Source organism: Hyphomonas pacifica, assembly GCF_000682675.1.
GTDB classification, from domain to species: Bacteria; Pseudomonadota; Alphaproteobacteria; order Caulobacterales; family Hyphomonadaceae; genus Hyphomonas; species Hyphomonas pacifica.
In genome coordinates, this window is the sequence record NZ_AWFA01000034.1 from 49,807 (window position 1) to 74,597 (window position 24,791).

Here is a 24,791-nt window from a genome sequence, read left to right on the forward strand (position 1 = left end):
TGAAGAATTGCTCACAATAGCGTATCTGGCAACCCCTATAGCAGGCTTTCAAGGCTCGACAGATCATATCCGGCATCTGCAGCCGCATCGATGATTTCGCGGGCGGTTCCCTGACCGGCATGTGTCAGCGCCCAAGCCGTGATACAGCGCGTGCCGGTGCGGCAATAGGCCAGGACAGGCTGAGGCGCCTCATTCAGGATATTGCTCATACGCTCAACGATTTCAGGAGTCGGCGCGCCAGAGAAAGGCAAAGCGGCAAATGCGAGCCCCAGTGATTCGGCTTTTGCACGAATTGGGCCCATTCGGGGCTGGTCCACGCCTCCTTCTCCATCAGGCCTGTTGACGACAATCGTCTTGAATCCGGCCGCAGCAATCTCTGCAACATCATCCTCTGAAATCTGGGGAGCAACGGCAAAAGCGTCCGTCACGCGGCGAATATCAGCCATATTGAAAAATCCCTGCCTGAGTCTGCCGTCTTGATCGGCTGTATCTACAAGCTAAGGATTGTGATGCGGTCTGCCAAGCTTTGGTGTCGGTCGCGTCGGGAATTCCTTTCAACAGCAATGGAATAGCAGATAACGTGTCGACACTGCAGAGAGCCTTTAGCCGCATTCCTTGGGCCTACACATTCAGGCGGCTGCTGATAGCAATCCCGACAATGCTGGCTATCATTACCATGGCCTTCTTCATGATGCGCGCTGCGCCAGGCGGGCCTTTCGACGGAGAGCGCAAGCTGCCTCCTGCCACGGAAGCAGCCGTGGCCGCCAAATTCGGCTTCGACAAACCCCTGCACGAGCAATACCTGAATTATGTCGGCGGCGTGCTCACGGGCGATTTCGGCCCCTCCTACAAAACCCTCGGCAAGAGTGTGAATGATCTCATCGCCGACGGCCTGCCCCTGTCGCTCAGCATCGGTATTCTGGCGATGGTATTAGGGATCACTGTGGGCACGTTCCTGGGTGTTTTTGCCGGGCTCAGGCAAAATACAGCGGCAGACTACAGTGTTATGGGGATCGCTATGGCCGGCATCTCCATCCCCACCTTTGTGACAGGACCGATTCTGATTCTGATCTTTGCCCTTGGCGCAGGCATCTTTGCCGTAGGCGGTCTTGGCACCTATCCAAATATCGGCATGAGCTGGCACAATATGACGTTGCCGGTCATCACACTGGCCCTGCCCCAAATCGCGATCATCTCACGCCTGATGCGCGCCTCCATTATTGAGACGATGCGCTCAAACCACATTCGTACCGCCCGCTCCAAGGGCCTGTCAGAACGCCAGGTGATCGCGCGCCATGCGCTGCCGGCCGCTTTGCTGCCTCTGATTTCCTATGCTGGCCCGGCCATGGCTCGGGTCATGACCGGTTCTGTTGTGATCGAGAAGATCTTCGGTCTGCCAGGGCTCGGTTCCTATTTTGTCGATGGCGCGCTGAACCGCGACTATACCCTCGTGATGGGTGCCATCATTGTTTATGCGGGTTTCATCGTCATTCTGAACCTAATTGCCGACATTCTCTACGCAATGCTCGATCCGAAAGTGAAATACGACTGATGACAGACGTGGACCCCCTTCTCGACCCGACGGGTCGCATCGAGCCAGTTGAAAAGGCAATTGTGGGTGGACGTTCCCTCTGGGAGGACGCGCGCGGCCGCCTTCTACGCAATCGCGCCGCCGTGATTTCCATGTGGATTCTAGGTGTTCTGGTGATGATTGCCGTGTTTGGTCCCATGGTCTGGGTACACGATTACCGCACGATCTCTGATCTGCGTATGATCACCCCCACACTGGATGGCATGCATCCTTTGGGCACAGATTTGCAGGGGCGTGACCTTCTGGCGCGTTTGATGATCGGTCTACGAATATCCCTGATGGTCGGCATTGTTGCGACCGCAGTCAGTCTCATCATTGGCGTCAGCTGGGGTGCCACAGCCGGTTATCTTGGTGGACGCATCGACAATTTCATGATGCGCATCGTTGATGTGCTCTACGCTCTGCCCTTCATCTTCTTTGTGATCCTGCTGCTCACAGTGTTCGAGCGCAACATTGTGCTGATCTTTGCGGCCATCGGCGCCATCGAATGGCTCACCATGGCGCGGATCGTGCGGGGTCAGACGCTTGCCATCAAAGGCAAGGAATTCATCGAGGCAGCCCGCGCCTCCGGCGTGAACCGCCGCGACATCATCATACGCCACATCCTGCCGAACGTGATCGGCCCGGTGGCAGTCTATGTCACTCTGACCATTCCTGTGGTCATTCTGGCGGAGAGCTTCCTATCCTTCCTCGGTCTCGGCGTGAATGAACCGCTCACCTCGCTGGGCGTGCTGATCTCTGACGGCGCAGACCGGATGGGAGAGAAGCCCTGGATGCTGCTTGCGCCTGCCCTCACCATGGCCGTCACGCTTTTGTGCCTGAATTTCATCGGTGACGGCCTGCGGGATGCGCTGGATCCGAAAGACCGGTAAGCCTAAGCCACAGGCAGTCCATATTCATGCGAGACGATTGCATCGCACTCGATATTCTCTTAACCGGGAAGAACTGCTTCTGGCCGCAGTATAAGAACGATGTAGGGGACCAGGAAAATCATGAGTGAGGCGATAGACAGGAAAATTGTGCCGGTGCTGCTATGCGGCGGCGCAGGAACACGCCTCTGGCCTCTCTCCCGCAAGAGCTTCCCGAAACAATTTGTTCCTTTCACGGGGGGGGAAACCCTTTTTCAGTCTTCGGCCAGGCGTCTCAGTGGCGATGTCTTCGATGCTCCGCTTGTTCTAACGAACGAAGACTTTCGCTTCGTAGTCCAAGAGCAATTGAGTGTTTACCGAATACAAAATCAGGGCATCCTGATTGAACCTGAAGCTCGCAATACAGCTCCGGCAATCTTGGCGGCGGCCCTGCATTTGGCAAAAACACGCCCGGATGCCCTTATGCTGGTTGCACCATCTGATCATGTTATTCCCGATGCCCTCGCCTTTCATAAGGCTGTGGCAGCTGGCTGTAAGGCTGCAGCGAAAGGGGACCTTGTCACCTTCGGGATCAAACCGACCTATGCCGAAACAGGGTACGGGTATCTGGAATTAAGCTCTGTTCCGGTGGCTGGTGACCTCTCTCCCATCCGTTTGAACCGCTTCATTGAAAAGCCTGATGCCGACAAAGCAGAGAGACTGGTCGCTGCCGGTAATCATATGTGGAATGCAGGCATCTTCCTGTTCAGCGTGCAGGCCATTCTTGAGGCCTACCGCCAACATGCCCCGCATATGGTGCCCCTGGTTCAAGCCTCTGTTGATGAGGCAAAGCGCGATCTGGATTTTCTGCGTCTGCAACAGGAAGCCTGGTCGCAAGCCGAAGCCACCTCCATCGACTATGCCATTATGGAACGGGCCGATAATATAAGCGTCATTCCCTTCTCTGCCGGATGGTCGGACCTCGGGGGATGGGACGCAGTCCTGCGTGAGTCCGGCCTGGATGAAAACGGTGTGGCCGTCAGCGGTCACGCAACAGCCCTCGATTGCTCTGACACATTGCTGAGGTCAGAAGACGAGGGGCTGGAACTTGTGGGAATCGGTCTGAAGAACGTCATCGCGGTTGCTATGCCAGATGCCGTTCTGGTGGCAGATGCTTCACGCGCCCAAGATGTCAAACTTGCTGTTGCAGAACTGAAAAGAAAAGGCGCGCAGCAGGCAGAGAAATTTCCTCGCGATCACCGTCCCTGGGGCTCCTTCGAATGTATCGCTTCAGGAGACCGCTTTCAGGTCAAACGCATTTTTGTAAAGCCGGGCGAGTCCTTGTCGCTGCAATCGCATCGTCATCGTGCAGAGCACTGGATCGTTGTCGCAGGCACGGCCAGAGTCACCATCGGTGAAGATGTCAAACTCGTTGCAGAAAACCAGTCGGTCTACATTCCTATCGGAACGATTCACCGTCTTGAAAACCCGGGGGAAGACCCCGTCATCCTGATCGAGGTGCAAACTGGCAGCTATCTCGGCGAAGATGATATTGTGCGATATGAAGACAAATATGCCCGGAATTGATTTTCCCGACGCAATTAGGCCGCATCTGACTGCTTTTAAATGAAAATGCTGCGCTTGATTGCGCCTTCGCGCCTTGCGCAAACCTGTTCGCAGTAACTATCTGCAATAAATACGATATTCGAGAAAAGAGGACGCGCGCGGTTGGAGCTGTTCGTATTTTTTTGCAGCCTGATCATCTTCGGCGGCTTCGCCATGATGCCCCTCGCCCGCCGTGCCGGGGCCCCGTTTCTCCTCATTGCACTGATCATCGGCATGTTTCTGGGTGAAGATGGACCTGGTGGCATTCTGTTCAGTAATTTCAAATTGGCATTTGACCTTGGCAGTATCGCCCTGGCCGTAATCCTGTTTGCAGGTGGACTGGAAGCCAATCGCGCTATTTTCCGCAATGCTGGCGCACCGGCCACTAGCCTGGCAACAATCGGCGTGCTGATTACAGCAGCTATCACCGGAATTGCCAGCTGCCTGCTGCTGGATGTGCCGTGGTTGGTTGGTTTGCTTCTAGGGGCGACAGTTGCTTCGACAGATGCCGCCGCCACCTTCCTGCTTGTTCAGCAAAGTGGCATCGCCCTGCGTCAACGTTTGAAAGATGCCCTGCTTCTGGAATCCGGCCTGAATGATCCGATGGCGATCTTTCTGACCGTCTCTCTCACCACCCTGGTCGCATCTACGCAGCAGGATGTCACCGGAGACCTTATGTCGCTCAGCATCTTCCTGCTTCAGCAGGCGGGTATTGGTCTTGTCGGCGGAATTCTCGGTGGCCGATTGTTGGCGTTTATCCTGGACAGGCTGTTTCTGCCGCTGGGGACCTATCCTGTCATGTCGTTGACCGGGGCGCTGATCATCTTTGCAGGCGTCAGCCTGCTGGGGGGCAGCGGCTTCCTGGCAGCCTATCTTGCGGGTTTTACGCTGAAGGCGCGTCTGCACCGACCGATAGACCGCATCATGGATTTCAATGAAGCCTTTCAATGGCTATGCCAGATGGTGCTTTTCCTGATGCTCGGCCTGCTGGTCACGCCAAGCGCCCTGATGCATGGCTTTTGGCCTGCCCTCGGATGCGCCGCCGTGTTGATGCTCGTGGCCAGGCCTATCGCTGTCTTCACGAGTGTCGGCTGGATGGGCTTCAGCCTGAAGGAAAACATATTCCTCAGCTGGGTCGGGCTCCGCGGCGCGGTGCCGGTTCTGCTCGCCATCTATCCAGTCATTTCACCTGGGCCAATCTCGGTCGGGTTCTTTAATGTGGTCTTCGTGATTGTTGCGGTGTCACTCACCGTACAGGGCTGGACCATCGCACCGGCGGCACGTTTGCTCGGCCTGCAACCGGAAAAGAAATCCGCCACTGAAAACCCAGTCTCTGCCGAAACGACGCCTGCCTAGTGCAGGGCAACTTCAATATCATCCAGCAGATTACGCACGCGCTTTGCGTTGGCACCGAGGTCTGACAGGCCAACGCGGCTGGTAGAGCGAACATCTATACGTGTGCCCCCTGCTTCCATCGCAAGCACGCGGATCATCACATCGTCCTTGAAACCGAACCAGAAGCTGGTCTCGGTTGCTTCGATCCTGCCTTCGGCAGCATCTGCCGACACGATCTTCCAGCCGCGATCTTTCACCAGTTCCACAATTGTGGCGAACGCGTCCGGCTGTGCGACGGGCGCTTCGTAAGTGTCGAGCTTTGGATAGGGAGCGACTTTAGGAGAATCCTGCTCTTCCGGACGGAACTCTGCTTCTTCCTGCAGTTCCGAAACAAGGCGTCCTGGTGTGCCAGGCCAGCGGCCTTCTGCCGCCTCCGGCACCACAGGCGCATCCTCAATCGGGTTCATAGCGCCATCGGCTTTACGTTCAGCCACCAATCTCTCGCTTGGCTGGATCGGATCAGACCAGTCCGTCTGCACATCATGGATTGGTGGAAGGCGTGTCGCCTGCCCGCCAAAGGCCGCCACACGACCAAAGCTCAGCCCCGCAACCAGAAGAGCCGCTAAAGACAGGATGAAAGCGCGCTTACGGGGCGCCTTGATCAGGGCCAGCACCATGGCAACGACAGACACGCCGAGTGCCAGGAAGATCAGCTTCAGACCCCAGTTCAGGGTCATGGTGCCAAGGCCGAACTGCCAGCTCCAGGCGCCAAACCGCGCGCCCACCGCAGCGATGACAAACCAGAGAACGGCAAAAATCGAAAGGCCCAGAGAAACTTTCGCCACGATGGCGCGCCACCCGGCATCCTGTGCTTTATCCACTGAACTCATGGCGTCTGCCTTCCCTTCATACCCTTTGAGGGAAAGACATAGGCCAGTCGCTCGGGTTGGACCAGTCCTGAGCCTCACAAATCGCCGGAACATGAGGACTGACCGGGCGTTTTACAAAATCTGCGCAAGAATGGGAGGTTTCCAGCCATGGAAAAAGGATCCTACGGCCGTTTCGGCCTGATGATTTTGACGTCAGCCATCGTGATGTTCGGCTTGATGTATCTGAACACTTACGCTGTCTCACATGTCCACTGGAGCGAAACGCGCTTTTACATGACCCTTATCATGGCGGCGGCCATGGCGGTGATCATGTTGTCTTTCATGCTGAACATGTATCGCAGCACCCGGCTGAATTGGGCGATTTATGTAGGTAGCGTCATGCTGTTTGCCGCGGCGCTGGCGCTTGTGCGGAGTCAGGCAACGGTCAGCGACAAATCGTATATGAAAGCAATGATCCCTCATCACTCCATTGCCATTCTCACAAGTGAGCGAGCAAATATTCAAGACCAGCGTGTACGCGAACTGGCTGACGGCATCATCCGCACCCAGCGCAAGGAAATTTCTGAAATGGAGTGGCTGATTGCCGACATCGCCAAAAATGGAAAGGCGACAACCCCCGAAGAAGCTGCCGCCCGTCCTGTGCCTGATTTCAGCGGTAAGAAGGACTAGGCCGCCTTACGCCGTTGGCAGTTTGTAGTCCTTGAACTGCTCGCGCAGCGCCAGCTTGTTGATCTTGCCCGTGGCGCCAAGCGGAATTTCGCTGACGAAGACAACATCATCCGGCGTCCACCATTTCGCGATCTTGCCGTCCAGCTGAGCCAGCACTTCTTCCTTGGTGGGAGCCTCCCCCTGCGCCGGCTGAACCACAAGCAGCGGACGCTCGTCCCACTTCGGGTGATAGATGCCAATCGCGGCGGCGTTCGCCACTTTCGGGTGCCCCACCGCAATATTCTCAATGTCGATGGAAGAGATCCACTCCCCGCCAGACTTGATCACGTCTTTCGCGCGATCAGTGATCGTCATGGTGCCATACTCGTCAATGTGCGCTACATCGCCGGTATCAAAGAAGCCATTATCGTCCAGCACATTGCCGCCAACTCCCTTGAAATACCCAGCAGCAATCGCGGGGCCGCGAACCATCAGGCGACCGCTCGTCTCGCCATCATTCGGCAGGTCACTGCCTTCATCGTCAACGATTTTCAGCTCCACACCGAATGGCGGACGTCCCTGCTTCAGTTTCTGCTCCAGACGCTCTTCAATCGGCGCAGTCACCATATGTGGCGGCAGTGTGCCCAGCGTACCCAGTGGCGAAGTCTCGGTCATGCCCCAGGCATGGACTACGTCCACTTCATAATCTTCCTCAAATGCGCGGAGGATTTTCTCCGGCACGGCAGAGCCGCCAATCACCACTTTGTTCAGATGCGGCAGTTTCAGATTGTTCTCCTGCAGGTGGTTGAGCAGCATCAACCAGACAGTCGGCACGGCGGCGGTGATGGTAACCTTTTCGGTGTCCAGCAGCTCATAAATGGAGGCACCATCCATTTGCGCGCCAGGCATCACCATGTTTGCGCCTGTTGCCGGGCAAGACAGGGCCAGTCCCCAGGCATTGGCGTGGAACATCGGCACCACCGGCAGCACGACATCATTCGCGCCCATTCCGATGGCATCTTTCTGCATCGTGATCATTGTATGGAGCACATTGGAGCGATGGGAATACAGCACGCCCTTCGGGTTGCCTGTCGTTCCGGATGTGTAACAAAGGCCACAGGCCGTCTCTTCCGGGAAGTCGCCCCAGCGGCACTCGTCAGAGCGGCCATCAATCCAGATATCGAACGGGATCGCGCCAAGAGAATTCTCAGGCATCGTGTCGGCATCAGCATAGATGACGAACGTCTTTACTGTTTCCAGATGGTCTTTGATCGCCTCGACAATGGGAAGGAATGTCTTGTCAAAGATCAGCACCTTGTCTTCGGCGTGATTGGCAATCCAGGCGATCTGCTCCGGGTGCAGCCGCGGATTGATTGTATGAAGCACAGCGCCAATGCCCATTGCGCCATACCAGGAGGCCATATGACGCTCAGAGTTCCAGCCCAGTGTCGCGACCCGGTCGCTCATGCCAATGCCATGATCCTTCAGGGCATTGGAGACCTGTTTGGACATGGTGAACAGCTCGGCATAAGTCGTTCTGGAAATATTTCCTTCCACACGACGTGTAATGATCTCGCGCGTCGGATTGATCCGATTGGCGTGCTCAAGAATCTTGTTAACCGTCAGTGGCCAATCCTGCATGATGCCCAGCATCACTGTCCTCCCGTAGACAAAATGATCTCAGGCAATAAGAGCCTGAATTAGAACCGGTTTATTCGCGCCACTGCTGCAGTGCAAGAACAGGAGCTGCTTGTATGAAACTTTTTGCAATCCCACTCACGGCACTTATGCTGCTGGTAGGCTGCAATCCCGCAGAAACAACACTTGGCACTGCAAGCACAGAGCGCGCGCAGGTCCGCCGCATGCCCCTGCCCGCCTATTTTGATTGTCTACGGGAGAATAAGGGCATTGTGATTGCCGCCCATCGCGGTGGTCCCGCCCGGGGCTACCCCGAAAACGCGATTGAGACGATGCAATATAATTTCGATCATGGGGTTCGCGTTTTCGAGATTGACATCGCTGAAACACGCGACGGCGTGTTGACCCTCATGCATGATGACCGTCTGAACCGCACTAGCACAGGGCGCGGCTATGTCTCCGATATCAGCTGGAGTGACATGTCCGGCCTCAAACTGGTAGACAATGATGGCCAGCGCACAGATTTTTCCCCACCCAAGCTGACCGACGCCCTGCTCTGGGCAACGGAAACAGGCGCCATTCTGGAACTGGACCGTAAGAAAACGACCAGCTTTCGCAACATTGCCGAGGCGGTATATGCTGCCGATGCAGAAGAGAATATGATCTTCATCTCCTACACAGATGATGAAGCCGCCGAGATCGCGTCAATAGATCCCGAATTCATGATGACCGCTTCGGTACGTGGAGGACGCGATATCGCCGCGCTTGAAGCTCGCGGCGTTGATCCCGAGCATCTGATCGGCTGGACGGGCACGGACCGGCCAGATGAAGCCGCATGGCACCGCAACGCCCTCAATGAGGTGGAATCCGCCTTCGGCACCCTCGGCCGCGCCGGCGAGCGGCTGGACGACCAGTACATGGCAGACGGCAATGGCTCGGAATATCAGGACCTCGCCGATATGGGTCTCGTTATGCTGGCTACAGACCGCCCGCTCGACGCCGCCGAGGCGATGACGTCTGACGATGTTGGTCGCTCGGCTTGCGAACATTGACCCTTGCCACATTCAGACCTATTTAACGCGCAGGTTTGAGCCACCTGCCGCTCGCCGGGATGTCCCGTCGGTGAAGCGCTCACAGCCGCCTCAAGCGGCTGTTCAACAAGGATGCTGACGCTTTCACCACAGCGGTCCAGCGGCAAGGCGAGCCCCGCAGAACAAGACCGCGATTGGATGAAGACGAAAGGATCCTCACCATGTCGCTACACATCATGACACGTGACGGGGCCAAAGCCCGCGCAAGACAATTGCGCGCAGAGGCCGCCGCTGCCGGGACCTCCCTGTCGCACTCAAAAGCCTTGGAGCGAGTCGCGGTCGAACTCGGCTATCGGGACTGGAACACCGCTTCGGCGCGCCTCTCGAACAGACCGGAGGCGCCTTGCCAATTAGGCGACCGGGTCAGCGGGCTATATCTCAAGCAAACTTTTGAAGGGCGCGTCCATGCCATTCGCGAGCTGGCAGGCGGCATGGGCTATGAAGTGACCCTGCACTTCGACACACCTGTCGACGTTGTGGAGTTTGACAGCTTCTCGGCCCTGCGCCAGCGCGTGACAGCCACAGTGGACGCAAATGGCGTCTCATGGGCAAAAACCAGTGACGGACAGTCACATCTTGTCCTGCAGGATGTGCTGAATGGCATTGTTTGAGGCAGGCGCTTTAAGATGTCAGGATCAGGGGTAGAGTCTGCCCTTGGTCCAGCCTTCCCCGTCCCGCCTGAATTTCAGGCGATCATGCATACGGAAGGCCTGATCCTGCCAGAACTCAATCTCTGCCGGTGTCACACGGAAGCCGCCCCAGAACTCAGGGCGCGGGATATCCGGCCCATCACCATAGATTTCTGACAGCTCGGCGACGCGCTGTTCAAACTCTGCGCGGTCTTCCAGAGGGCGGGACTGGTCAGAGGCTATTGCACTAATCCGGCTCTGGGCTGCGCGCGTCGCGAAATACGCGTCCGCTTCTGCCTCGGTCACCTGTTCCACAGTTCCACGTATCCTCACCTGGCGGCGCAAACTCTTCCAGTGAAAGCCGAGGGCAGCCTTGGCCGTTGTATCCAGTTGCTGGCCCTTGGCGCTTTCCAGATTGGTAAAGAACACAAAGCCTGAAGGCGTTACTTCCTTCAGCAAGACGATACGTACATCGGGCATTCCGGATGCATCCACCGTGGCAAGTGACATCGCATTGGAATCATTCAGTTCCTTTTCACGCGCCTCGGCCATCCAGACCTGAAACAGGGCGATCGGGTCGTCTGTATCAGGGATCAGGGGCTTTCCTGTCGGGTCTGTCGCATACTCTGCGGCACTCGGGCTAGGCGGTATGACAGATGAACTCATCCGGATGATCTCCTGCTTGCAAACATGGCTGACCTATCAGGTCCCTGTCGCCCCTGACATACGTGCCTGTCCTGACTCCGTCCACTGCATGCAAGAATATTCCAGCGGCCCTGGTCCCCGGTGAAAACTGCAATCTTAAGAAAGCCAGGAAAGTCAGGGCTGTTCAAAGCGCGGCATTTGCGCTTGAAGGCATGTCATGTCGCATAACACATTCGGTCATCTCTTCCGCGTCACCACTTGGGGTGAAAGTCATGGGCCCGCGCTCGGCTGTGTTGTCGATGGCTGCCCCCCCGGCTTGCCTCTCGACGCAGCCTTCATCCAGCAATTCCTGGATAAGCGCCGCCCCGGCACATCCCGCTTCGTCACACAGAGGCAGGAACCCGATCAGGTGAAGATTCTATCCGGTGTGTTCGAGGATGACCGCACGGATGGCCCAGTCACTACCGGCACACCCATCTCGCTTCTGATTGAAAACACTGATCAGCGCTCGAAAGATTACCGCGAAATCCGCGACCGGTATCGCCCCGGCCATGCCGACTACACCTATGATCAGAAATATGGTGTCCGCGACTATCGCGGCGGCGGGCGTTCCTCTGCGCGGGAAACGGCTGCGCGGGTAGCGGCTGGCGCTGTAGCGCGCCAGGTTCTTGGTAAAAACATCCAGATTCGCGGCGCCGTGGTTCAGATCGGCCCGCACGCTGTTGACCGCGCACGTCTTGACTGGAGCACAACGGAATCAAACCCATTCTGGTGCCCAGACCCGGACATGGTGCGCGTCTGGGAAGAGTTTCTCGACACGACGCGCAAGGCTGGAAGCTCTATCGGCGCCATTGTCGAGATCCAGGCGAGCGGCCTTCCGGCAGGCTGGGGTGCGCCCATCTACGGAAAGCTGGATTCGGAACTTGCCGGTGCCATGATGGGAATCAATGCTGCCAAAGGCGTTGAAATCGGCGCAGGCTTTGCCGTCGCCGCCATGTCTGGCGAGGAGAATGCAGACCGGATGCGGATGGGCGAAGATGGCAACCCCGTCTTTGGTGCCAACAATAATGGCGGTGTTGCCGGCGGTCTTTCGACCGGCCAGCCGCTGGTCGTGCGAGTGGCCATCAAGCCGACTTCTTCAATTTTGACACCAGTCGAGAGCATCAACCGAAATGGCGAGGAAGTGGACGTGCGCACGATTGGGCGGCATGATCCATGTGTGGGCATTCGCGCGGTGCCTGTGGCGGAAGCCATGATGGCTTGCGTGCTGGCAGATGCGAAGCTGAGGCACAGGGGGCAAACCGGTCGATGAGCAAGACTGTGGGTGTCACAGTATCTTCACATACCTGCTATCGGCAACTCAGACCGAACCTGCTAACGGGGTTCGGAATTGAAGGAATAGCGGGTGACTGGCATGGGTGGCGTTGAGATTTTCGGGGTCATAGGCTTCGCACTGGCGTCTTACGCCGTGGTCGCAAATGACTCGATCCAGACCCTCGGGACATTTCTATCATCAAACTCCAAGCGCCCCTGGTGGATGCTCTGGCTGTTTGCCAGCGCTATTCTGCTGGTCGTTGTCTTCTATGGTTACTTCCACGGTCAGGGCGATGTCGCCTATGACCGCCTGGACAAGCTGTCCATCCTTCCCGGAGAGGGTGACCGCAGCGGCCTGTTGATGCCGAATATCCAGTGGTGGCATGCCCTGCCCCCTCTGGTCCTGTTGATGCTTACGCGCTTCGGCATCCCGGTTTCCACCACCTTCCTCGTGCTGACCCTGTTTGCCCTGTCCGGTGGCTCATCTAGTGACGGCATTCTGGAAAAGATGATCATCAAGTCCGCCATGGGCTATGTGGTTGCCTTTGGCTGCGGCATTGCACTGTGGGTCATCATCTCCCGCACGTTCGAACGTTGGGTCTATCATACGCGGGACGAGATGCCCTGGCCTTACTGGGTGACCTTCCAGTGGCTGACGACAACCTTCCTCTGGTCGCAATGGCTGATGCAGGATCTGGCAAACATCTTCGTTTACCTGCCGCGCGAAGTCACCATTGTTAACGGTGAGACGCATGTCAGTTTTGCATTCGGCTATGTCATCTTCGGCGCCCTCCTGCTGATTGCTATTCAGGCGTATATCTTCGCCACGAAAGGCGGTCAGATTCAGCGGATCGTTGAACGCAAGATCAACACCGTGGACGTGCGTGCCGCCACGATCGTAGACCTGATCTACGGGATCATTCTTTTTATCTTCAAGGAAGTCAGCAATGTGCCCATGAGCACGACGTGGGTATTCCTGGGCCTGCTGGCTGGCCGCGAACTAGCGATTTCCTATGTAGCGCACCTGCGCGAAAAGAATGAGGCCGTGAAAGACGTTCTCGGCGATGCCGGACGTGCCTTCCTCGGCCTCATTATTTCGATAATCCTAGCTTTTGCCATGCCGCTGCTCGGCACGGGGAAACTACCCAGTTTCTAGACTTACGCGGCTTATGCGAAAATATTGACGATCGGGTCGAGCGCGATTGAAAGGCTCACACCGACAACGCCAGCCAAAACCAACATTGTTCCCCTCAACACACTGAGGACGGCGTCATTGTTCGCCAGATCCCTGTGCGCCAGCCAGGAAACATGATTATCATTGTGATCTAGGACAGCCATGATAGCCTCCTTCCTTTCCTGGTGAAAATTACTGTCATACGACTGTAATCTAACTGTCATATTACTGTCATGTTCCACGCTTGCAAATCAATTTTTTTTCATCGGGGATTAACCCTAATGGCCAGGGCCACACAAATCTCTGAAAAATAAGGATTTATACCTATTTTCGGAAGGTGCTGACTTTTGTCAGAAATGCCAGCGCCTGTCTTTCAGGCAGAAGCATTGCAGATTCGCACGCCTTTGCGGCGTCCCAGGAGAGGTATTCCGCATAGTACGGCTCATGGAAGCCGTGCGGGAAATATTCCAGCAACCCATCCATATCCGGATAATCGCCAAACTGGACACTATCAGCCAGAATGAATAGTCCGCCGGGCTTCAGAATGCGCGCCACTTCCGCCAGAATCTTCGGTCGCACATCCACCGGCAATTCGTGAAACAGGAAGATCGAGACAACCATGTCGAGGCTATCGTCCTTCAAAGGCATCGCCTCTGCAGCCTCATGCAGGATATTCACATGCGGCCAGCGGTTAAGCCGCTCCCGCGCCGCCTCGGTATAGCTCGGCGACAAGTCTAGACCCGACGCCCTGAGACGCGGATAGACCTGCATGACCTGCGACAGGAACCGCCCATTCCCGCATGCCATATCCAGCAGGCTGATACCGCGCTGGTCCCTGCCCTTAAGTTCCCGCGAAATCTCGGCCAGTGCGGCGCGCCGCATGGCATCGGCCGTTCCTGTAAACAGCGCTTCCACCTGTGTGTCATAAAGGTCCGCGCTGTCTTCGGTGAACCAGCCGCCGGACTGGTAGTGAAAGTTCTGAAGGTAATAGTCAGGATAGCGATTGTGGCCATCCATCACGTGCTGCCGAATTTCGGTGCCGTTACGCGTCACACGTCTGCGATCCACCTCACTGGCATCCTCGCGAAAGGCACGGGCTGATTGCAAGGCGTGGGGCAGATCCTTCAGGCGCACATCCTTTGGCGCAGGATACAGCCCTCTTTCCACATTCAGCCGGTCCTGCAGGAACAATTGGAGGTAAGCACGACGCAGCCCGCGCATATCCGGTGTGCCACGGCTTGGCTCGAAAGCCGGTTCGCCCGGGCGGCTCAGCCCGCCAGTCTGCTGACGTACTGCCCGCATCTGCGCGCCATACCAAGCAGAGCGCAGCCCCTGCGCAGCGGCATACCGTGCGCGCCCGGCAGTTCTTGTTGCAAGATCAAACAGGCTCATCCCCCTGAATATGTGGCTCGGCGGGGCCTGCGTCCAGCCTTCAGGTCTCGTTCACCTTGGCTCTGTCACCTTGCATAAGGGAGACTCGCGGCAATACGACCGCGGCAAGGAGTAATGCGATGAAGAAACATTCGCTGGTGATTGGCGCGCTTGGATTGTTAACCCTCGCCATACCTGCAACGGCAGCGGCGCAAGGTACCAACGGGTATGGCTATAACGCCCCCGTCCGCAACACGGCCTGCGAGCAACAGCGCAAGGATGACAAGGTCGCCGGCACGGTGATCGGGGTCATTGGCGGCGCTCTGATTGGCGGGGCCATCGGCAACAATGTCGAAGATGGTGACAGGCATTGGCATCGCGGACGCCGTGGGTATCGCGGACATAGAGGTCATCGTGGCTATTATCACGGCAATGGCAATTCTGATGAGGTCGCCGCAGGCGCCATTCTCGGCGCTGTGATTGGCGGCATTGCCGGAAACTCCATGGCTGGTAGCACCAGCAGGCCCTGCGCTGTAGCCACCCCCTACAACTATCAAACAGGCGGCTATTCACAAGGCGCGATCCCCCGCACAACGGATGGCCTTTATGGCGGTCCGGAGAGCGTCGGCAGCTATCCTGCCTATCCGAACACTCCGCCGCCGAGCCGTACCTATCCGGCCTCAACCCGGCCCGGCCCTACCTATCCGTCCTATCCTCAGCCGCAGGCAGATGCCCGCGAGTGCCGGACAATCAACCGGGAAACCCGGCTGCCGGATGGGCGTGTCATCCGTGATCCGGTCACCACCTGTCGTGACCCGTATGACGGCACCTGGGTGATCGAAGACGGATCAGCAGGATATGATGATTATGATGACTATGGCTATTGAGCGTCAGGCGCTCTGACTGCGTGGAACAAACGTTCGGCATTGCCGTCGCCACCTGAAATCGGGCTGGCCGTCCACCCCTGGATAGGCCAGCCTTTTTCTTTCATCCAATCGGCAAAGGTCTGGGCCGCCTGATCCGCGGCATTGGTGTCCGTCACCAGACCGCCCTTGCCAATATTCTCCCGGCCGACCTGAAATTGCGGTTTGAAAAGGCCAACAAACTCTGCTTCCGGCGCGGCGAGTGACAAGGGCACCTCCAGCAGTTTCTCCAGCGATATAAAACTTGCATCGCACACCAAAAGTGAGGGAGCACTTCCCAGCATCTCAGATGTCAGCGCCCGGGCGTCCTGCGCTTCAAGGCTGGTGACGCGGGCGTCTCTAGCCAGAGACGGATGACACTGATCGCGCCCGACATCCACCGCAACGACATGCTGCGCCCCCCGCCTCAACAGCACATCCGTAAAGCCTCCGGTCGATGCGCCAATATCGAGACAAAGCCTCCCATACGGGTCTACGCTGAACACATCCAGCCCGTGCGCCAGCTTCAGGCCGCCGCGCGACACGTAGGGATGGGCCGCAGATGCCTCGATACGCGCATCACCTGACAACATTTGCGAAGGCTTGGTCACGGGTGTTCCATTGGCTGTCACCCGGCCTGCCTCAATAGCGGCGCGCGCGCTTGCCCGGCTTTCAAAAAAGCCCAAACTAACGAGGATTTTATCTGCTCGGTCCTTCACCCTGTGGAGCCTTCCTGCAACATTCGCGTTATGCCCTATATCAGAGGCAAGCAAACAGGAGACTCTTTTATGATCACCCGTACAGCGATTGCGACCGCCGCCCTTGTGCTGGCAGCCGCCTGCGGACAGGAAAGCGCCGAGCCGCAGGAAATTCCAGAAACAGGGGCCCCTCTGCCCTCTCCCTCTGAACTGTCCGGCCCGGATGACGGCGTCTACCCATCCATGATGCGCGCAACAGCCTCAATCATTGGCGCAGGAGGCACAGAGATAGGCACCGCCAACTTCCTGGATGGTCCGAATGGAGAATTGATCCGCGTTGAACTCTCAGAAGGCGCGCTTGAGCCCGGCTGGCATGGCATCCACCTGCACGCCGTCGGCACCTGCGAAGACGTTGGTGCGTTTAAGGAATCCGGTGGTCACCAGGGCAAGCATGATGGCGGCCACGGTCTGCTCAACCCGAAAGGCCCTGAAGCCGGCGACCTGCCGAATATCTGGGTCGCAGCAGATGGTTCGGCCGGGTACGAAACGTTCACACGCCTTACAGGTCTTGATGCCCTGCTGGATGATGACGGCGCGGCCATTATCATTCACGAAAGCGAAGACGACCACATGACCCAGCCCATTGGCGGCGCGGGCGCGCGAGTTGCCTGCGGTGTGATCCAATAGGTTCAGCTTACGTAAATCAGAATAAAGCCTGCAGCCGGTCACGTTTTATGACGTGGCCGGTTTCATATCTGCTTGCGAAATTCCCCGGCGCGATACAGGCTGGTATCAGAGAATACAGGGAGGGTTCCGACTATGACGAAATTGACACGGCGCAGCGCACTGCTGGGTGGGGCAGCTATCACAGCCTTGGCTGCTTGTGGACAGAAGACAGATACCGCCCTGCCTCCGCCAACAGGCCCTGCTACAGCCAAGGTTCTGCCTCCGGAAGGCTGGATGAGCGGTCTGGCCATTGCCAGCAGCATCGCCACCGGGGAAACGACATCTCTTGAACAAGTGAATGCCGCCATCACACGAGCGGAAGTCGTTAATGGCCAGATTAACGCCATCGCAACTGAAAGCTTCAATCAGGCGCGTATTGATGCAGGTGACCTAGTGCCTGGCCCGTTCAGCGGCGTACCAACCTTCATCAAGGATCTGATGGACTGGAAAGGCACGCAGACCCTATTCGGCAGCCGCGCTTTTATTGGGTATATCGCACAAGAAGACGCACCATTTGCCGCCGCCTGGCGCAAGGCAGGCGTGGTTTCGCTAGGCAAGTCCACCAGCCCTGAAGATGGTCTTACCTCCACCACGGAGCCTCTGGTTACCGGACCAACCCGCAACCCGTGGGATCTTTCACGCATGACCGGTGGGTCCTCCGGCGGGGCAGCTGCGCTAGTTGCCGCACGCGTCGTTCCATTTGCCCATGCCAGCGATGGCGGCGGTTCCATCCGTATCCCTGCCTCCACATGCGGTGTCTTCGGTCTGAAACCATCCCGCGGGCGCCTGAAGTCTGCGCGCAATGGTCCAACTCCGCCAGTCGACATCTCGGTAAACCACGCCGTGACCATTTCTGTTCAGGACTCTATTGAGCTGTTCCGCGTCGCAGAAACCAATGATGGCACCTATGCGCCTCTGGGAGAGGTCAGTTCCATTCGCCGCCCGCTCAAGATCGGCTTCGCTCCGGATACGATCAGCGGCACGACGGTCGCCCCGGAGACCACCGCCGAACTGGAGAAAACAGCCAAGCTATGCCGTGAACTTGGCCATGATGTCAGGGACTTCAAAGTGCCTCTGAATGGCGAAGAGTTTGCTGACAAGTTCCTGATGTACTGGTCTGCGGGTGCCGCCGCCTTTGCGCAGCAGGCCAGTGAATATACCGGTAAGCCAATAAGCCCTGAAATTGTCGAGCCCTGGACGTTGGGGCTCGCCGCACGCTACCAGTCCCGCCAGGATGAAATGCCGGAAATCATCAAATACCTTCAAAATTTTGAAGCCGTTTATGATGAGTGGTTCCAGGATATCGATATCCTGCTGACGCCAGTTACAGGCAGTCCCGCGCGGCCGATTGGCGAGCAGGCCCCGGATGGGAATTTCGAAGATGTCATGACCAGCGTTCTGAACTTCGCGGCCTTTACGGCGCCGATGAACGTCTCCGGCGCAGCCTCCATGAGTGTGCCGCTGGGCTGGTCGCCTTCTGGCTTGCCGATCGGTTCCATGTTTTCCGGCAAGCGCGGAGATGATGGCCTGTTGTTCGAGCTGGCCATGCAGCTGGAACAGGTCCGGCCCTGGATCAACAAGGTTCCGCCTGTCTCTGCATTCTAGGCACTCATGACGACGCCTGCGCCCTCTCATACGCCCTCCCAGATCCCTCCTCTGGTATTTGGATACGGGTTTTCGAATGACGGGACGCCCACGCCTTTGAGCTGGTCGGACGTCACCTCCGGCAAGCTAGCCGAGTTCAGGCGCTATTGGCTGCACCTGAACCGACTGTCTGAGGCGGCGCAGAACTGGCTGGTCAATGCAAGTGGCGTGGATGAACTCGCCACCGATGCGCTGCTGCAGGAAGATACGCGCCCGCGAGCCGTGCGCCATGGCAAAGGCTTTTTGATCAATCTTCGCGGGATGAACCTGAATGAGGGTGAAGCCCGCGAAGACATGTTGGCCTTGCGTATGTGGGCCAGCGAAACATCTCTGATCACTCTACGCGCCAAGCGCATTCAGGCTGCTCGCGACGTCGAGAACGCCATGCGCGACGGGGATGTGCCCAACTCCACCGGCGGGCTAGTTGCTGCGCTTGCCGAAGCCCTGACAAACCGGATGGAACCTGAAATCGCGCAGTTCGATGAGCAGGCCGATGAATTCGAAGATCAGCTTCTGGATTCAGACAACCGCCTGCCCCGCAGCGCGCTGTCGGAATTCCGCCGTCGCGTTCTGCAAGTGCGCCGCTATATCATGCCCCAGCGCGATGCGCTGGCACACCTGGTGCGGGAGGGTGCGCAGGCCGGCCTCTTTACCGATTATGACATGCTCTATCTGCGCGAATCCGCTGACCGCGTAACCCGCCTGTCGGAAGAGCTGGAAACCATACGAGATCGCTCAACCGTGTTGCAGGAACAGGTCATCGAGGCACGTGGAGAGATAATGAACCAGCGCCTGTTCGTGCTGTCCATTATTTCTGCTGTCTTCCTGCCGATCAGCTTCGTGACCGGGCTGTTCGGCGTGAATGTCGGTGGCATGCCTGGCCTCCACAGCCCTCTGGCCTTTGCCATTCTTGTTGGCGGACTGGCCATTGCAACCGTGGCGATGCTCGCCCTGTTCCGCTGGCGACGGTGGATCTAACGCGCCAGCAGCGTCGCTCATATATTAACCATAACTTTCCCATCCTTCAGAAATTCATCCTGAAGCTTTGCATGTTCGCAATGGAGTTCTGCTAAGCGAGACAGGCTGCAGCGCGGACATTCGCGGCGCGCGCTCTATATTTGCTGATACACAGGCCCTACGAAAGCGGTAAACCGTGAACAAATCTGTCAAAATTGCGATTGCGATCTTTGTTGTCCTGCTGGTCTGGTTTGCTGGGCGCAGCCTTCTGCGCGGATCAATCAGCACACAAAAGGAATCCGTTGCCATGACGACGGAAAAGCCTGTTCCCGAAGCCGTCACCATCCAGGTCAGCTCCAGTCTCCACCCCGTTAAGGTCGAGGCCAAGGGCCGCACGGCCCCCGACAAAACTGTTACCGTCAAGGCCGGCACAACCGGCACCGTCATCTCCACCCCCGTTGCAGAAGGCACCTTCGTCAAAAAAGGCACGCTGCTCTGCGGACTGGACGTGGAATCGCGCGCGGCGCGCCTGAAAGAGGCTGAAGCCAATCGTGACGCCGCCCGCGTCGATTATGAAGCGGCAGCACAACTGGCAGAAAAAGGTCTGGGACCCAAGAATCGCGTGACGGCCACGCAGGCCAGCCTGGATGCGGCCGAGGCCGCCGTGAATGCAGCCCGTGTGGAACTCTCTAAAACCCAGATCCGCGCACCTTTTGACGGTATTTTCGAAACGCGCCTGGCCGAAGCCGGGGATTTCCTATCTCCCGGACAGGCTTGTGGCGAGCTTGTGGACATGTCTCCGGTCATCGTGGCGGTTCAGGTATCGGAAGAACATGCCGGCAAATTGACCACGGGTATGGACGCCCTGGTTCGCTTGGCTGGCGGCAATGAATATCCTGCAAAACTGCGCTATGTCTCCCGCACCGCGAATGACAGTACACGCACTTTCCGCGTTGAGGCCGCCATGGATGCAGGTGAAGCGCCCGTACCCGCAGGGGTTACCGCCGAACTGCTCATCCCGATTGGTGAAGTCGAAGCCACCCGCATCTCTCCCGGTCTACTCACACTGTCTGATTCAGGCGAAATGGGCCTCAGATACATTCAGGCGGACAACACGGTTGGCTTTGCTCCGGTAACGATCATTGATGAAAGCCCGCAGGGTGCATGGGTAACAGGCCTGCCGGAAACAGCACAACTGATCTCTCTGGGGCAGGACTATCTGGCCGAAGGCGTGAAGGTGAAACCTGTGCCGAAAGGTGGAGCCCAGCCATGACAGGTTTGATCGATGGTGCCATTGGCCGCGCAAGGATGGTGCTCGCCATCCTTTTTTGCGCGATCATTGCCGGCACCGCCACCTATGTCGGGCTGCCGAAGGAAGCCAATCCGGACATTCCCGTTCCCTTTGTCGGCATTACCGTACCGCTGGCTGGCGTAACGCCTGAAGATGCCGAACGCCTGCTGGTCAAACCGATTGAACAGGAAATCCAGTCCCTAGAAGGTCTGAAGACGTATTCAGGCTATGGCCTGGAGGGCGCAGGCCAACTCATACTGGAGTTCGAAATCGATACGGATATCGACCAGGCCGTGTTGGACGTGAAAGACAAGGTGGATCTTGCCAAACGTTTCTTCCCGGACGATGCTCGAGAGCCTATAATCACGGAGGTCAATGCCTCCCAGTTCCCGATCATGGTGGTCAACCTGTTCGGCCAGGCACCCGAACGCGGCCTGAACCGTATTGTAGAAGATCTGCAGGATGAACTTGAGAGCGACCCCGGCGTGCTGGAAGCACGCATCATCGGCAAGCGCGAGGATGTGCTGGAGATTGTCGTCGATCCGGTCAAACTCGAAACCTATAATTTGTCCTATCAGGACATCTATTCCGTCGTTTCCTCGAACAACCAGCTTGTGCCAGCCGGACAGATTGATACCGGCGAAGGCAGCTTTGCCGTAAAGGTGCCGGGCCTGATCCGCACCGCGAAGGACGCGCTGAACCTGCCGGTCAAACGGGCGGAAAATGCCACAATCACCCTGTCCGATGTGGCCGACATTCGCCGCACCTACAAGGACCCCTCCGGCTTTGCCACGTTCAATGGCGAGCCTTCCCTGCAGTTGCAGATCGTAAAGCGTTCAGGTGCAAACATTCTCGATACGGCTGATTTTGTACGAGATGTGGTCAAGCAACAGCAGAAATCCTGGCCGAGCACGGTTCAGGTTCGCATAACGTCAGACGAATCCGAACTGATCGGCGATCAGTTGGGACAGCTGCAAAGCTCCATCGTTACAGCCGTTGTGCTAGTCATGATTATCTGTGTGGCGGCGCTAGGCTGGCGGTCCGCACTGCTCGTGGGTATCTCTATTCCCTCCTCCTTTGTGATGGCCTTTCTGTTGCTGGGGGCCTTTGGATATACAATCAACATGATGGTCATGTTCGGCATGGTCATCGCCGTCGGCATCCTGGTCGATGGCGCAATTGTCGTGACGGAATATGCTGACCGGAAAATGGCGGAAGGGCTAGACAGGAAGGCAGCCTACGCCATGGCTGGCAAGCGGATGTTCTGGCCGGTCATCGCTTCGACCGCCACCACACTGGCGGCTTTCGTGCCCTTCCTGTTCTGGAACTCCATGCCTGGAAAATTCATGGCATATCTGCCGATCACGCTGATCTTCGTTCTGACAGCCTCTCTCGTCATGGCGCTGATCTTCCTGCCTGTGCTCGGCTCGGTAATCGGTGCACGCCCTGAAGGCACGGATGAAAGCCTTGCCGCGCTGGCGGCGGATGCAGACCCGAATGAAGCGACAGGATGGCTAGGCGGCTATGTAAGAATCGTTCAGGCCATGATTGACCGTCCCCTGACGGTGACAGGTGTTGCCATTGCCGGTGTACTCGCCATATTCATCTGGTTTATCTCCACCCCACACAAATCTGAACTCTTCCTGGATGTCGAGCCTGAACAAGCCTTCGTCTTCGTTCAGGCGCAGGGCAGCCTGTCTGCCAGAGAGCAGCTGGACCTGGTCAAACACGCCGAAGCCGCCATTAGCGGTATGGACGGTATCGAAGACATTTCGACCCAGACCGGCAGCAGCGGAGAAACCACTTTCTCGCCCGATGGTGCCAGCGCGCCAATTGATACAATCGGACAGTTGCTGCTGGATCTTGCCACTGCCGACGGTGTGCATGATGGCCGCAAGACTCTGGCAAATGTCCGTGAACGCTTGTCAGACGTGCCCGGCCTGCGCTTTGAAATCACACAACGCGAACAAGGGCCTCCCACGGGCAAGGATGTGCAGATTGCCCTCTTGTCCGAAGATGACGCGGCGCTGAACCAGACCGCTGCGGCAGTCCGTAATTATCTGGATAATCGCGCCGACTTGCGTGAAGTTGACGACACACGCCCTCTGCCGGGAATCGAATACCAATTGGAAGTCGACCGGGAAGAAGCCGGCAAATACGGTCTCGATATCAGCCAGGTGGGCGCGGCTGTGCAGCTGGTGACCAATGGCGTACTTGTTGGTCGCTACCGCCCGGATGACGCCTCCGATGAAGTCGACATACGCGTCCGTTTCCCTGAGGAAAATCGCAGCGCCAGCGCGATTGATGATCTACGCATAGCAACACCGCGCGGTAATGTACCCCTCTCCCTGTTTGTGGACCGGGTACCCGCCCCGCGCGTCAGCAAGATTGAGCGCCGTGATGGCGAACGCGTCATTGATGTTCGCGCCAACGCCCGGGAGCAGGGCCAGGGTGCAGCGATCGTCGATGACATCAAGGCCTGGGTCGTAGACCAGAACTTTCCGGCCTCTGTCGAAATTCGCTTTGAAGGGGCTGATGAAGACAGCGCCGATGCAACGGCCTTTTTCCAGAGTGCGCTGATGGCCATGCTGTTCATGATGGCTGTCATTCTGTTGTGGGAGTTCAATAATTTCTGGCAGGTATTCCTGACACTGACAGCTGTGATCATGTCAACTGCCGGGGTAGTGATCGGCATACAACTGGTCCTTCCCTATCTTTCACAGCTGATGCTAGGGACCGGAATCGTGGCGCTTGCCGGCATTGTAGTGAACAACAACATTGTTCTCATAGATACCTATAACCGCCTCTTGAGCGATGGACGCGCGCCGGAAGAGGCCGCCATCGCAACAGCCGCGCAGCGTATCCGCCCCATCCTGCTAACGACGGGCACGACCATCTGCGGCCTGTTGCCTATGATCATCCAGATGAATGTGGATTTTGGCGATGGCGCCATCAATTTTGGCGGCGCGAGCTCTGAATGGTGGGTCCAGTTGGCGACAGCCGTTGTGTTTGGCCTGGGTTTCTCCACCATGATGATCCTGCTGGTTACGCCGGTATGGCTGCTCGCCCCCTATCGCATCAGCAATTGGGCAAAGCGTCAGAAGCAACGTCTCCAAGGAAGCCGTAATATGTCTGATGTGCCTGCGGCGGAATAAGCCTGCAAGATGACCGGCAGATGAACGCGCCATTCGGATTGCGTTCCAAGCGCCCGTGCGAAACAGAGTCAGCAGCGCCGGGCAGCAGCTCCTCCCAGAGGCAAGCGTCTTCACCCATCACGCCTGAATGCTGACCTGGTAGTTCCCAAACCCTCCCCCCTGAGACAGGTCGTCTGGCGCTGCTTCTTCCCTCTGGAAGAGGCTAGCCTGCCAGCGAACCGTCGGGGGCGATAGCGGCCTGCTTGGACCGCTCGGCCTCAGCCCGGAATGTTTGCGGGTGCGCCATATTGGGGAAACGGATATGCGTCTCCCCGCGCCCATGGATGGACAGGCGCCCATAATCGAATATCCGGCCAAAGATGCTTTGCTTGAGGGAGCTGCCCTCAATCGCATCCAACGTGATCTCTTCAACATCGGCGGACCATAGCCCCGTCTTCAACACCACGCGTCGGTCTGTCACAACAAATTCTGTCGTGTTCACGCGCACCATTTCCATGATGAAATACACAATGCCGAACACCAGAACACCCAGCAGGATCAACGCCGCCCAGGCCCGCGCATGCACGATCCAGTGGAATTGCCCGCGATGACGCAGGACTTCCCCTTCATACAGCCGCTTCTCGATATATCCTGCCATGC

At 57.5% G+C, this 24,791-nt stretch carries 23 protein-coding genes; 15 read left to right on the forward strand and 8 right to left on the reverse strand.

Annotated features, from left to right (window positions below; genetic code table 11):
• Nucleotides 1-35: 35 nt before the first annotated feature.
• On the reverse strand, nt 36-446 hold the full coding sequence (locus HY2_RS11030) for a protein tyrosine phosphatase family protein (protein WP_034827557.1): 411 nt from the start codon (nt 444-446) through the stop codon (nt 36-38).
• Nucleotides 447-580: 134 nt separating this feature from the next.
• On the opposite strand from HY2_RS11030, the gene HY2_RS11035 reads away from it, so the two are divergent.
• From HY2_RS11035 to HY2_RS11050, 4 genes are all read left to right on the forward strand, one after another.
• Nucleotides 581-1,552, forward strand: coding sequence for an ABC transporter permease (locus HY2_RS11035; RefSeq protein ID WP_267895819.1), 972 nt, complete (start codon nt 581-583; stop codon nt 1,550-1,552).
• Nucleotides 1,552-2,463, forward strand: a complete 912-nt coding sequence (locus HY2_RS11040; RefSeq protein WP_034827559.1) for an ABC transporter permease subunit — start codon at nt 1,552-1,554, stop codon at nt 2,461-2,463. Before HY2_RS11035 ends, HY2_RS11040 begins: the two co-directional genes overlap by 1 nt.
• A 120-nt stretch (nt 2,464-2,583) precedes the next feature.
• On the forward strand, nt 2,584-4,026 hold the full coding sequence (locus HY2_RS11045; protein WP_034827561.1) for a mannose-1-phosphate guanylyltransferase/mannose-6-phosphate isomerase: 1,443 nt from the start codon (nt 2,584-2,586) through the stop codon (nt 4,024-4,026).
• Nucleotides 4,027-4,167: 141 nt separating this feature from the next.
• On the forward strand, nt 4,168-5,400 hold the full coding sequence (locus HY2_RS11050) for a potassium/proton antiporter (protein ID WP_034827563.1): 1,233 nt from the start codon (nt 4,168-4,170) through the stop codon (nt 5,398-5,400).
• Here HY2_RS11050 and HY2_RS11055 read toward each other — a convergent pair.
• Nucleotides 5,397-6,269, reverse strand: coding sequence for a DUF1499 domain-containing protein (locus HY2_RS11055; RefSeq protein WP_051594934.1), 873 nt, complete (start codon nt 6,267-6,269; stop codon nt 5,397-5,399). The genes HY2_RS11050 and HY2_RS11055 overlap by 4 nt on opposite strands.
• Nucleotides 6,270-6,416: 147 nt before the next feature.
• Between HY2_RS11055 and HY2_RS11060 the strand changes: the two genes are divergently transcribed.
• Nucleotides 6,417-6,938, forward strand: coding sequence for a DUF305 domain-containing protein (locus HY2_RS11060; RefSeq protein ID WP_034827565.1), 522 nt, complete (start codon nt 6,417-6,419; stop codon nt 6,936-6,938).
• Between the two features lie 6 nt (nt 6,939-6,944).
• Here HY2_RS11060 and HY2_RS11065 read toward each other — a convergent pair whose 3' ends face one another.
• The gene (locus HY2_RS11065; protein ID WP_034827567.1) at nt 6,945-8,570 is read right to left on the reverse strand and encodes a long-chain-fatty-acid--CoA ligase; all 1,626 of its coding nucleotides are present in this window, start codon (nt 8,568-8,570) and stop codon (nt 6,945-6,947) included.
• A 101-nt stretch (nt 8,571-8,671) separates the two neighbouring features.
• On the opposite strand from HY2_RS11065, the gene HY2_RS11070 reads away from it, so the two are divergent.
• Nucleotides 8,672-9,607: a glycerophosphodiester phosphodiesterase family protein gene (locus HY2_RS11070; protein ID WP_034827569.1), complete on the forward strand. Its 936-nt coding sequence runs from the start codon at nt 8,672-8,674 to the stop codon at nt 9,605-9,607.
• A gap of 200 nt (nt 9,608-9,807) precedes the next feature.
• Nucleotides 9,808-10,257: a glyoxalase superfamily protein gene (locus HY2_RS11075; protein WP_034827782.1), complete on the forward strand. Its 450-nt coding sequence runs from the start codon at nt 9,808-9,810 to the stop codon at nt 10,255-10,257.
• Between the two features lie 24 nt (nt 10,258-10,281).
• Here HY2_RS11075 and pdxH read toward each other — a convergent pair whose 3' ends face one another.
• Nucleotides 10,282-10,947, reverse strand: a complete 666-nt coding sequence (gene pdxH / locus HY2_RS11080; RefSeq protein WP_407066582.1) for a pyridoxamine 5'-phosphate oxidase — start codon at nt 10,945-10,947, stop codon at nt 10,282-10,284.
• A 190-nt stretch (nt 10,948-11,137) separates the two neighbouring features.
• Between pdxH and aroC the strand changes: the two genes are divergently transcribed.
• Both aroC and HY2_RS11090 read left to right on the forward strand, forming a co-directional pair.
• On the forward strand, nt 11,138-12,232 hold the full coding sequence (aroC, locus tag HY2_RS11085; protein WP_034827573.1) for a chorismate synthase: 1,095 nt from the start codon (nt 11,138-11,140) through the stop codon (nt 12,230-12,232).
• Nucleotides 12,233-12,334: 102 nt separating this feature from the next.
• Nucleotides 12,335-13,390 (forward strand): hypothetical protein, encoded by a 1,056-nt coding sequence (locus tag HY2_RS11090; RefSeq protein WP_034827574.1) that lies wholly within the window; start codon nt 12,335-12,337, stop codon nt 13,388-13,390.
• Between the two features lie 11 nt (nt 13,391-13,401).
• On the opposite strand, the gene HY2_RS11095 is transcribed toward HY2_RS11090, so the two are convergent.
• Entirely contained in the window at nt 13,402-13,572 is a 171-nt protein-coding gene (locus HY2_RS11095; protein ID WP_155836551.1) for a hypothetical protein, read from the reverse strand.
• A gap of 160 nt (nt 13,573-13,732) precedes the next feature.
• Nucleotides 13,733-14,800 carry a class I SAM-dependent methyltransferase gene (locus HY2_RS11100; protein WP_034827578.1) on the reverse strand — a complete coding sequence of 356 codons (1,068 nt, stop codon included), beginning with the start codon at nt 14,798-14,800 and terminating at the stop codon, nt 13,733-13,735.
• Between the two features lie 119 nt (nt 14,801-14,919).
• On the opposite strand from HY2_RS11100, the gene HY2_RS11105 reads away from it, so the two are divergent.
• Nucleotides 14,920-15,666, forward strand: a complete 747-nt coding sequence (locus tag HY2_RS11105) for a hypothetical protein (RefSeq protein ID WP_034827580.1) — start codon at nt 14,920-14,922, stop codon at nt 15,664-15,666.
• On the opposite strand, the gene HY2_RS11110 is transcribed toward HY2_RS11105, so the two are convergent.
• Nucleotides 15,660-16,400 (reverse strand): TlyA family RNA methyltransferase, encoded by a 741-nt coding sequence (locus HY2_RS11110; RefSeq protein WP_034827582.1) that lies wholly within the window; start codon nt 16,398-16,400, stop codon nt 15,660-15,662. The genes HY2_RS11105 and HY2_RS11110 overlap by 7 nt on opposite strands.
• A gap of 69 nt (nt 16,401-16,469) precedes the next feature.
• On the opposite strand from HY2_RS11110, the gene HY2_RS11115 reads away from it, so the two are divergent.
• The 5 genes from HY2_RS11115 (at nt 16,470) to HY2_RS11135 (ending at nt 24,152) form a co-directional block, all read left to right on the forward strand.
• Nucleotides 16,470-17,066 carry a superoxide dismutase family protein gene (locus tag HY2_RS11115; RefSeq protein ID WP_034827584.1) on the forward strand — a complete coding sequence of 199 codons (597 nt, stop codon included), beginning with the start codon at nt 16,470-16,472 and terminating at the stop codon, nt 17,064-17,066.
• Between the two features lie 132 nt (nt 17,067-17,198).
• The gene (locus tag HY2_RS11120; protein WP_034827586.1) at nt 17,199-18,710 is read left to right on the forward strand and encodes an amidase family protein; all 1,512 of its coding nucleotides are present in this window, start codon (nt 17,199-17,201) and stop codon (nt 18,708-18,710) included.
• A 96-nt stretch (nt 18,711-18,806) separates the two neighbouring features.
• Nucleotides 18,807-19,727, forward strand: a complete 921-nt coding sequence (locus HY2_RS11125) for a zinc transporter ZntB (RefSeq protein ID WP_158534007.1) — start codon at nt 18,807-18,809, stop codon at nt 19,725-19,727.
• A gap of 175 nt (nt 19,728-19,902) precedes the next feature.
• A complete protein-coding gene (locus HY2_RS11130) occupies nt 19,903-20,979 on the forward strand; it encodes an efflux RND transporter periplasmic adaptor subunit (RefSeq protein ID WP_034827588.1) in 1,077 nt (358 codons plus the stop codon).
• Nucleotides 20,976-24,152: an efflux RND transporter permease subunit gene (locus HY2_RS11135; protein WP_034827590.1), complete on the forward strand. Its 3,177-nt coding sequence runs from the start codon at nt 20,976-20,978 to the stop codon at nt 24,150-24,152. Before HY2_RS11130 ends, HY2_RS11135 begins: the two co-directional genes overlap by 4 nt.
• 202 nt (nt 24,153-24,354) lie before the next feature.
• On the opposite strand, the gene HY2_RS16830 is transcribed toward HY2_RS11135, so the two are convergent.
• Nucleotides 24,355-24,789: a PH domain-containing protein gene (locus HY2_RS16830; protein ID WP_051594936.1), complete on the reverse strand. Its 435-nt coding sequence runs from the start codon at nt 24,787-24,789 to the stop codon at nt 24,355-24,357.
• Nucleotides 24,790-24,791 lie beyond the last annotated feature (2 nt).